The following is a 9,201-nucleotide window of genomic DNA, read 5'->3' on the forward strand; positions in this document are numbered from 1 at the left end:
CTTTGATTTTCATTGAGTATTAAACAAAAAGTGAACAAACCTGAATTCTAATGTACAGAAGACTAGGCTTGTTCACTTTTTTATAGTCGCTATAAGATGATCTTATCTATAGCTTTTTATACATAATTATATATTCAGACATACTATTATCAATTGTGTCGCAGGGAGGAATCTATTAACGTACCCATTCACCATTGTCATTGACTCTATAGCCATCTATACTTGTATTGACCGCTAGCTCACCCGATGCATTTACATAATACCATTTACCACCAACTTGGAACCACTGATTGGCTTTCATAGAACCGTTGCTGTTTAGATAGTACCATGAACCATCAACTTGCTCCCAACCTGTTGCCATGGAACCGTTAGAGTTGAGGTAGTACCATGAACCGTTATTTTGGAGCCATCCTGTCTCCATTGCACCGTTAGTATTTAGGTAGTACCATGAACCATTCACTTGTACCCAACCTGTTGCTAGGGAACCATCAGTGTTATAGAAATACCACATACCGTTTTCTTGTTTCCAACCTGTTTTTGGAGCAACTGGTTTAGCTGGTTCTACTGTTGCATCTGTTCCTTGGTTAGATGTAACAGACGCAAGATATGAAGGAGTAGATGGTTGTGCAGGAACAACAACTTTTTCAGGTTCTCTCGTCCCTCTCCTTATACGTCTTTTCTCCATCTCTGTTCTTGTTTGACGAGAGGTATGCTCAGTGACTGTACCATCTTCTTCATCTACAGTATAGGTTGTAATAAGCGTAATTTCTCCAGCTTTTCCTGGTATTTCCTCCACTTGCTGTCCTTTATCAAGAGTTGGGTCATCGAGATATTCTGTTTCAATTGGAATTACTTTTATTTCAACGCTATCCTTAGCTGGAACTTTAACAATAATATTTCCTACTTCATCAACATCAGTCTCCGGTTCCTCTCCTTTACGGCGGGTATCGTCTTTAATAAATGTCACTCCTGTTCAATCAGCATGAACAAAACTTGTATTCAAGATTCCTCCTAAAAATAAAGTTAGCCCGATTATTACAGAACCAAAAATCTTTCCGAGTTTACGTAATGCTTAGCGCTTATTGGGATTAGATTTTGCCATTACATCCTCCTTCTAAAAGTTACTACAAAGCGATTTTTTAACTAATACTAAACAAGATTAAAGAAGGAACTAGAACATCTGTCTTGTACTAATCAATATGCTATTTTAAAGTTGTAAATAAGCTTGGGATGCCAATTATTATATTTACAATAAATAGTTGACTTCGATGAAAGCAGAAAAGAAAATTCACTAGTCTTCCCTGTTTATCTGATAATAAATAAGATCAGCAAGATAACCTTTTCTCTCTACACCATTAACAATGGTTTGTAGATAGGACATTCCAGCCTTTTCCATGACACGACCTGAAGCTGGGTTGAGACTGGCATAACGTGCTCTGACCTTTTGAAAACCTGCTTGAGTAAAACAAAAGTCCAAGACAGCTTTCAAAGCCTCCGTCATCATACCATGACCCCAGTATTTCTTGCCTAGCACATAGCCAATTTCACAAGAAGAATCATTCTCATCTATTGCAACGATGCTGATATCTCCTATCACTTGTTCTGGGTTCTCTTTGAGACAAATGGCCCATTTGTAATAGTTAGGATTGGTATAGGAGGCAACCCAATTGCGAATCGAGTTTCGAGTGATTCCGACATCAGGATGAGGATCCCAGGTAACATAAGTCAGATTCTCAGAGGATGAAGCCCAATTTTGAAACATGGCATCTGCATCACTCTCCACAAATTTTCTTAAAATCAAACGTTCTGTCTGTAATGTTTGCGTACCGATAGCTTTCACGATACTACCTCACTTTCTGATAGATGATTCTCTGTCCAATCTCCATTGAAATTTGTTTTACTTTTTAATTTCAAGGTAATAAGCTAAAAAGGCCCACTGGACATTCCTCGCTTACCTGTTTCCATGCTCGGGGTAAAAAGGACTAAACTCAGCAACAGCTAGAAAACGAGTTTTTGGTCTAATCCCTTGACGCAGTCGCTGTCTGGTTTGAAATGCGCTCTAGCAAGCTTTTTCAAACCTAGTCATCGTTGCGGGGGTGAGACGACGAAATCGAACTCTGTGAGTTACCGGACCTTCTCTCACTTTCTTATTTCAAGGTGAGAGGCTGAAAACCTCCACTGGAGGTTTTCACTCCCAAAAGTCATCAAATACGGTGATTGGTAGGTGGCGTTTGTGTTGGCCTTTGTGCCACCAGTTTTCAATAGTCATTTGGGCTTCTGGGCTGATTGTTTTGCCTTCTAGGTAGTCGTCAATCTCTTCATAAGTGACTCCAAGTGCAACTTCATCAGCTAGGCCTGGTTTGTCTTCTTCTAGGTCTGCTGTTGGGATTTTTTCATAAAGGGCTGGGTCTGCACCAAGTTCCTTCAAGAGTTGTTTTCCTTGACGTTTATTGAGGCGGTAAAGAGGGAGAATATCCGCACCACCATCACCAAACTTGGTAAAGAAACCTGTGATATTTTCCGCAGCATGGTCTGTTCCAATGACCGCTCCACTATAGGAACCAGCAAGGGCATACTGAGCAATCATACGGCAACGTGCCTTGATATTACCCTTGTTGAAGTCTGAAACAGAGCTTCCTGTAGCTTCAACTGCAGCTGTCATGGCATCAGCTGATTCCTTAATATTGACGACTAAACTGACATCAGGCTGGATAAAGGCTAGTGCTTTTTGCGCATCTGCTTCATCGGCTTGCACTCCATATGGCAGGCGGACAGCGATAAATTTGTAGCTGTCATCTCCCGTTTCAGCTCGCAGTTCTTCCATAGTTAATTGAGCCAATCGACCTGCTAAAGTTGAGTCTTGTCCCCCAGAAATCCCAAGTACAAAGGTTTTAAGAAAGGGATGTTTTTTCAGGTATCTTTTTAAGAAATCAATGGAACGACGGATTTCTTCCTGGGCATCAATCATTGGTTTGACACCCAATTGCTGAATAATAGTCTCTTGCAAACTCATTCTTCTTCTCCTTCGCCGAGGGCTTCCTTGCGCATCTTGTCAATCAAGTCCATCTTGTCTTGCCATACATCACGCGCCAAATCCACTGGATAGTGTTGCGGATTGAGCACACGCTTGTACTCATCCCAAAGCTTGTCAAATTCCTTACGAGCATAATCCTGAATCTCAGTCAAACTAGGCAAGTTGTAAATCAATTTCCCGTCTTTGAAGATATCCACTAAGAGAGGAACGGCATCAAAATTACGAACGGTCTTCTTGATGTAGGTATAAGTCGGATGGAACATCTTGATTTCTGTCATGCTGGCAACATCTACGCCATCATAAGTGATATAGTCTCCTTCTGACTTGCCTTTTTCACGACTGGTAATGCGCCACACCTGCTTCTTACCTGGCGTCGACACTTTTTCTGCATTATTAGACAGCTTGATGGTATTACGCATATTACCATTTTCATCTTCGATCGCAACAATCTTATAAACCGCCCCAAGAGCTGGTTGGTCATATGCTGTAATCAGCTTAGTACCTACTCCCCAAACATCAATCTTAGCGTGTTGCATTTTGAGGTTAAGGATGGTATTTTCATCAAGGTCATTTGATGCATAAATCTTAGCATCAGTAAATCCTGCCTCGTCCAGTTGTTGACGAACTTTTTTAGAAATATAGGCAATGTCTCCAGAGTCAATGCGGACACCAAGGAAATTAATCTTGTCACCAAGTTCACGCGCAACCTGAATAGCAGCTGGCACACCGATACGAAGGGTATCATAGGTATCTACAAGAAAGACGCAATTTTTGTGGGTCGCAGCATAAGCCTTGAAAGCCTCATAGTCATTGCCATAAACCTGTACCAAAGCATGGGCATGAGTTCCTAAAACAGGAATGTCAAAGAGTTTACCAGCACGCACATTACTAGTTCCATTAGCGCCACCAATCACCGCTGCGCGTGTTCCCCAGATAGCCGCATCCATTTCTTGTGCACGACGAGTCCCAAATTCCATCAGTGGTTCATCCGCAATGACCGAACGAATACGAGCTGCCTTGGTCGCTACCAAGGTCTGGTAGTTGACAATATTCAAAAGAGCCGTTTCGACCAATTGACATTGGGCTAGAGGGCCTTCCACCTGTACAATCGGTTCATTGGCAAAGACCAAGTCCCCTTCTTGAGCAGAACGAACGGTCAACTCCAACTTGAAATTTCTAAGGTAATCCAAGAATTCCCCATGATAGCCAAGCCACTCTAAGTAGTCGATATCACTATCTGAAAAGCGCAAATCTTCAAGATACTCCACAATCCTTTCCAAACCAGCAAAAACCGCATAGCCATTATTGAACGGTTGCTGACGGAAATAGACTTCAAAAACCGCCTTTTTATTGTGAATCCCTTGGTCAAAGTAAACCTGCATCATATTAATCTGGTACAAGTCCGTGTGCAATGTTAAACTATCATCTGGATACATACTTTTCCTACTTCCTTAGCTAGAAACTCATGAAAATTTTCAAGAACCTTCACATATTCCAATAAATTAGTACTATTATATCACATTTTAGCTGTATTGAGAAAAGAGCAACAAGCTATTCTCCACTCTCCAGTTCATCCATATCTTGCTCAAACTTTTTCTGAGCCCATTCGCCATAGCTCTTCAGACCAAGATTGCCAATAAAGACCCAAGGAAGGTAAATAACATAAGTAATGACCCAAGCAGACAGGTATTTAACGTTCAAAGGATTGTGCTGATAAATTTCTATGTTAAATTGATAATTCTGCAACATCAAAAGAGTCGTAATAGCGAGAGTTACCAGCAAACACCCTAAAATTGTAAAATGAAAACGACTATAGTAGTTCACACCCAAATCTCGAGCACGGCCGAAAAAGTAAAAAGTTCCAATAATGATAATGATGAGAATCATTCTCGGATTAAAAAGATTTGGTGCTAATACTACAATCATATAAGATAAAAGCAAGAAAGCTATAGAGATATAGAAACTTTCTGCCCCCGCTTTATTGATCAATTGCTCTTCTCTTTCGTCAAGTAATTGATAATGAATGAATTTAGTTACCATCTTCTTCCTCCCAAAATAGTTGGTCTAGGGTTTTCCCTAAACATCTGCAAATGGACTGGCAGAGCGAGAGACTGGGATTGTATTTTCCCGCCTCTATCAAACCAATAGTCTGGCGCGTCACCCCAACAGCCTCTGCCAGTTGACCTTGTGTTAAATCACGCTCAACCCGAGCTAATTTTAATTTTAAATTTTTAGCCACCTGCGTCCTCCTTATAGTTTTAATACTCATCTACTCTTAAAAAATCCAAAACCAACACAAGCTGTCAGCTATTTATTATAACCTCATTAATTAGCACTCCAATATTATCTTCAGCCTAAAATCAGTATGTTGGATTGCTTGAAATAAACTTCCTAGTTTGCTATTTGATTTTTTGTTTAGTATTAGCTTTAGTAGGGTCTTTTAAACGAGTTTTGATTGCTTGTATTTCTTATTTAGTTGATTTCATATCACTATTATATAATGCTTTTGGAAATGAGTCTAGCATAAGACAAAAACGTGTACACAACAAGAGCAGGAGCATAGCAAGATGACTGATTTTTTACTAGATTTTAAGTCTACAAAATAATACTAAATAAAACTAAAATGAATACTCCTTGCTTTTCTTGAGAGTGAAAAAATACAATAAGATGATTGTAGTGATTACCACAAGATACTGACTAATAGACATCGTATTTGAAGCCACAAATACAGGTAAAGAATAAAAAGGAAGAAGTTCAATTGCTTTGATAAACAAATCATTACTAGTATTCATCATAATCGTATTTAATATATTAGGGATAAAGAGTAGTAAAGCTACTAAAATACCAAATACCAAGCCACTTTTCAATTTGTATAAATAGAAAATGTAAGATAATAGAAAATAAAATAGGACTAACAAAATTGTATTGACTACAATGACTACTATAAAATCTAATCCTAAATCACCTGGAACACCCAATTTACTTACGATGACTAGTAACACAATGCCATTCAAAGCATAAATAATGGAAACTGAGATGGCATATAGAAAATTAGACAAGACGTAAATCATCCGATTTTTCTGTTGATTATAAAATAAACTGATCGTATTGTAGGAAAAATCCCTGCTAATAATTCGGTTAGCATGTATAACAGCCATTAACATACCGAGCATAGCATAAAAGTTTGAAATATGCTTAATACCAAGCGATGTCCCTTGAGTCCTTAGAATAAAGAATGTAACCAATATCGGCGGTATAAACGAGATAATCAAACCGAGATATATTACGCCTGATGAATATAAATCCCTTATATTTTCCTTAAGAAAATTCAATTTATTTAATTTCATGATTATATCCTTCCTTTATTTTGAACGATTTAGATAAATATCTTTAAGCGTCTCTTTTTTAGTTTCAAAATCAACTACTTTAATAGAGTTTTCGTTAAAAAATTTAAAAAGCTCACTACTTTGAATATTCCCAGACATAGTAATTTTCAGTCCCTCTTCCTGAACAATATCCCCAAATTCTTGTTTGGTAATGAAAATGTCTTTATCTACAGCTGATGAAAAAGCTATCTCAAACAAGCAATTATGACTATCTTTTCCTACTTTTTGGAATGTCAAAAGCCCGTTCTCCAAGAAGAGGACTCTCTCACAAATTTCTTCAATATCTTCTAATTTATGACTCGATATTAAAATTCCCACATTTTCACTTAAAGCTAAGTTTTTTAGAACCGCTAAAACTATTTGTGATGATTCAATATCTAAACCATTAGTCGGTTCATCTAAAATCAATATATCAGGTTCCGTAACGAGAGTTAGAAGCAAAGCTAATTTTTGTTTTGTACCCAAAGAATAGGTCTTTACTTTTTTATTAATAGACTGAGTCAAATCTAACTCTTGAATCAAACTCCCAAATCTTTCTTGATTGTAGTCAACACCATATAAATTTGACAAATATTTTAAATTCTCTAAACCTGTTTTAGATAAAAATAACTTTGGTTCTTCGATTAAATACCCAACATTATCACTACTTATAATATTCCCTGCAGTCGGTTGATTATTCTGAACAAGAATTTTCATCAATGTACTCTTACCAACTCCGTTTCTCCCTACTAGACCAACAATTTCACCCTTATTAAGTGCGAAATTTATATCTTTGAGAATGGTTGAATGACCATAATGCTTACTTACATTTATAACTTCCATTTTTTATTCCTCCATTAATATTCATTGTTTGCTCTTTGATTCTTATTGAGTTTAAAAAGTTGCGCCTCTTTTTAACAACATTATATCATATATCTAACTTAATGCAATATATAAATGTCATTTTGTAAAATTTTATTAACAAAAAAACTCTCTACCACAAAAAGATAGAGAGTTTTTAGTTTAAATATATAATTTCAAAATATCGACGGCATCGCTTCTTTGTTTAATTTGATAGGCTTTGGATACCTAAGCTCCGACTTTATCACTTAAAAAATAAAAAAGGACAGCTAATCCCTTGCACATCAAGGGATTTCGCCATTCTTTAATCTCGTTTAAGTGTTGTATATGGAGCTTTGCATAATTTTTTAAAACTAAACAACTACATTAAGCTCGAACTGTGACACTAGTTCCATCTTCCTTATAAAGATTGATGAGTCCTTCTTTGAGAGCTCGAACCATGTCTCCAGCTTGAACAGGTTGTGGAACCTTGATAGTCAATAGTTCCATTGGATTTGGAGCGCGGTCGATCTTATTTCCTTTTGCATCATGCAAATCTTCAATATACGTTTCAAAATGACGGAAACCTGGGCCATAAAACTCAACTTGGTCGCCTTCGTTAATCACGTTCCGTTGACGAATAGTTGCTGTTTGTGTCGCATCATCATAAGAAACCACTTCAGCGACAAACTTATACTCAGGAATTTTACGACGAGCACCGAACAACTGCTCATTTTCAGATGGTGTACCGTAGTAGAAACCTGTTGCTAATTCACGTTGGGCAATCTTCCACATCTCGTCCACCAAGTCTTGTTTGATAGCTTCAAACTTTTCAGGACTTTCAAGATAGGCATCCACAGCCGCCTTGTAGCAGTTGGTTACTGTTGATACGTAGTGAATAGACTTCATACGTCCTTCGATTTTTAGACTGTCCACACCATTTTCAATCATATCTGGGATATGGTCAATCATAGACATATCAACGGCTGACATTGAAAATTCTTCTGGAATTTCACCTTTCAAGCTCTTGCGTTCTTGACCAAATGGCATATCGTAAAGGTCGTATTTCCAACGGCAAGATTGAGAGCAACCACCACGGTTAGCATCACGCATACTCATGTGGTTTGAAAGAGTACAACGACCAGAGTAAGAAATACACATGGCTCCGTGAACAAAGGCTTCAATCTCAACATCTGTGCGTTTGCGGATTTCAGCTAATTCTTCCATTGAAACCTCACGCGCCAAAACGACACGAGTCAAGCCCAGTTCTTTCCAAAATTCAAGTGTTTCATAGTTAGTGGCACTTGCTTGGGTAGAGAGGTGAATTTCAAGACCTGGTGCTTCTGTTGCTGCAATCATAATCAAGGCTGGGTCAGATACGATAACTGCTGCAATCCCGATATCACGCAGTTTACGGAACCACTCACCAGCACCAGCTTCATTTCCTTCGTGCATAACCATATTGGCAGCTACATAGACTTTGGCACCGTACTTGGCCGCAAACTGGACACCTTCTTCCATCTGTTCAAAGGTAAAGTTTCCGGCACGGCTACGAAGACCATAGGCCTGACCGCCAATAAAGACAGCATCTGCTCCATACTGAACAGCTACTTTTAGCTTCTCTAAAGTCCCTGCAGGTGATAAAACCTCAGGACGTTTTAATGTTTTTGTCATGTTTTCTCCTATTTGCAATATAAAAGTTTGACGTTTTTCCTTCTCATTTTATAGTAAATAAGCGATAAAATCAAGCCTAGACGGATTGTTTTGACAATTCTAATCTTTTAAACTTTGCATAATAACTGTTAAACTGTCGAAAATTAACCCAGTTTTAACAGGTAGTCAAAAAGTCTAGAAAAGTAAAAACCAGTACCCAAAGATACTGGCTCATTAAACTACATAAATTAGTCCTTAGATGACTATTCCCATTCTATTGTTTTCTAAATTGATAAGGTTTGATATAGT

General features: G+C 38.0%; 8 protein-coding genes and 1 pseudogene. All 9 read right to left on the reverse strand.

What is annotated here, in order from left to right; translation table 11 throughout:
• Positions 1–175: 175 nt before the first annotated feature.
• Positions 176–892, reverse strand: a pseudogene (locus tag WKI42_RS08235) (G5 domain-containing protein); the annotation flags it as partial.
• Positions 893–1,291: 399 nt separating this feature from the next.
• Positions 1,292–1,840, reverse strand: a complete 549-nt coding sequence (locus tag WKI42_RS08240; RefSeq protein WP_368081659.1) for a GNAT family N-acetyltransferase — start codon at positions 1,838–1,840, stop codon at positions 1,292–1,294.
• 348 nt (positions 1,841–2,188) lie between these two features.
• Positions 2,189–3,013 carry an ammonia-dependent NAD(+) synthetase gene (gene nadE, locus WKI42_RS08245; RefSeq protein ID WP_368081660.1) on the reverse strand — a complete coding sequence of 275 codons (825 nt, stop codon included), beginning with the start codon at positions 3,011–3,013 and terminating at the stop codon, positions 2,189–2,191.
• Positions 3,010–4,470: a nicotinate phosphoribosyltransferase gene (locus WKI42_RS08250; protein ID WP_368081661.1), complete on the reverse strand. Its 1,461-nt coding sequence runs from the start codon at positions 4,468–4,470 to the stop codon at positions 3,010–3,012. The genes nadE and WKI42_RS08250 overlap by 4 nt, the downstream gene beginning before the upstream one ends.
• 115 nt (positions 4,471–4,585) lie before the next feature.
• Positions 4,586–5,074 (reverse strand): DUF6773 family protein, encoded by a 489-nt coding sequence (locus WKI42_RS08255; protein ID WP_368081662.1) that lies wholly within the window; start codon positions 5,072–5,074, stop codon positions 4,586–4,588.
• Positions 5,064–5,273, reverse strand: a complete 210-nt coding sequence (locus WKI42_RS08260; protein WP_346744044.1) for a helix-turn-helix transcriptional regulator — start codon at positions 5,271–5,273, stop codon at positions 5,064–5,066. The genes WKI42_RS08255 and WKI42_RS08260 overlap by 11 nt, the downstream gene beginning before the upstream one ends.
• A 379-nt stretch (positions 5,274–5,652) precedes the next feature.
• Positions 5,653–6,381 (reverse strand): hypothetical protein, encoded by a 729-nt coding sequence (locus WKI42_RS08265; protein WP_368081663.1) that lies wholly within the window; start codon positions 6,379–6,381, stop codon positions 5,653–5,655.
• A gap of 15 nt (positions 6,382–6,396) precedes the next feature.
• Positions 6,397–7,242 (reverse strand): ABC transporter ATP-binding protein, encoded by an 846-nt coding sequence (locus WKI42_RS08270; RefSeq protein WP_173229375.1) that lies wholly within the window; start codon positions 7,240–7,242, stop codon positions 6,397–6,399.
• A gap of 384 nt (positions 7,243–7,626) precedes the next feature.
• Positions 7,627–8,913, reverse strand: a complete 1,287-nt coding sequence (locus tag WKI42_RS08275; RefSeq protein WP_368081664.1) for a U32 family peptidase — start codon at positions 8,911–8,913, stop codon at positions 7,627–7,629.
• Positions 8,914–9,201: the final 288 nt, after the last annotated feature.

The organism is Streptococcus pseudopneumoniae (genome assembly GCF_038148935.1).
GTDB classification, from domain to species: Bacteria; Bacillota; Bacilli; order Lactobacillales; family Streptococcaceae; genus Streptococcus; species Streptococcus pseudopneumoniae_U.

Bases quoted from the DNA above. Each gene is read 5' to 3' on its own strand.
- nadE (WP_368081660.1), bottom strand. From the start codon at position 3,013: ATGAGTTTGCAAGAGACTATTATTCAGCAATTGGGTGTCAAACCAATG.
- WKI42_RS08250 (WP_368081661.1), bottom strand. From the start codon at position 4,470: ATGTATCCAGATGATAGTTTAACATTGCACACGGACTTGTACCAGATT.
- WKI42_RS08255 (WP_368081662.1), bottom strand. From the start codon at position 5,074: ATGGTAACTAAATTCATTCATTATCAATTACTTGACGAAAGAGAAGAG.
- WKI42_RS08265 (WP_368081663.1), bottom strand. From the start codon at position 6,381: ATGAAATTAAATAAATTGAATTTTCTTAAGGAAAATATAAGGGATTTA.
- WKI42_RS08270 (WP_173229375.1), bottom strand. From the start codon at position 7,242: ATGGAAGTTATAAATGTAAGTAAGCATTATGGTCATTCAACCATTCTC.
- WKI42_RS08275 (WP_368081664.1), bottom strand. From the start codon at position 8,913: ATGACAAAAACATTAAAACGTCCTGAGGTTTTATCACCTGCAGGGACT.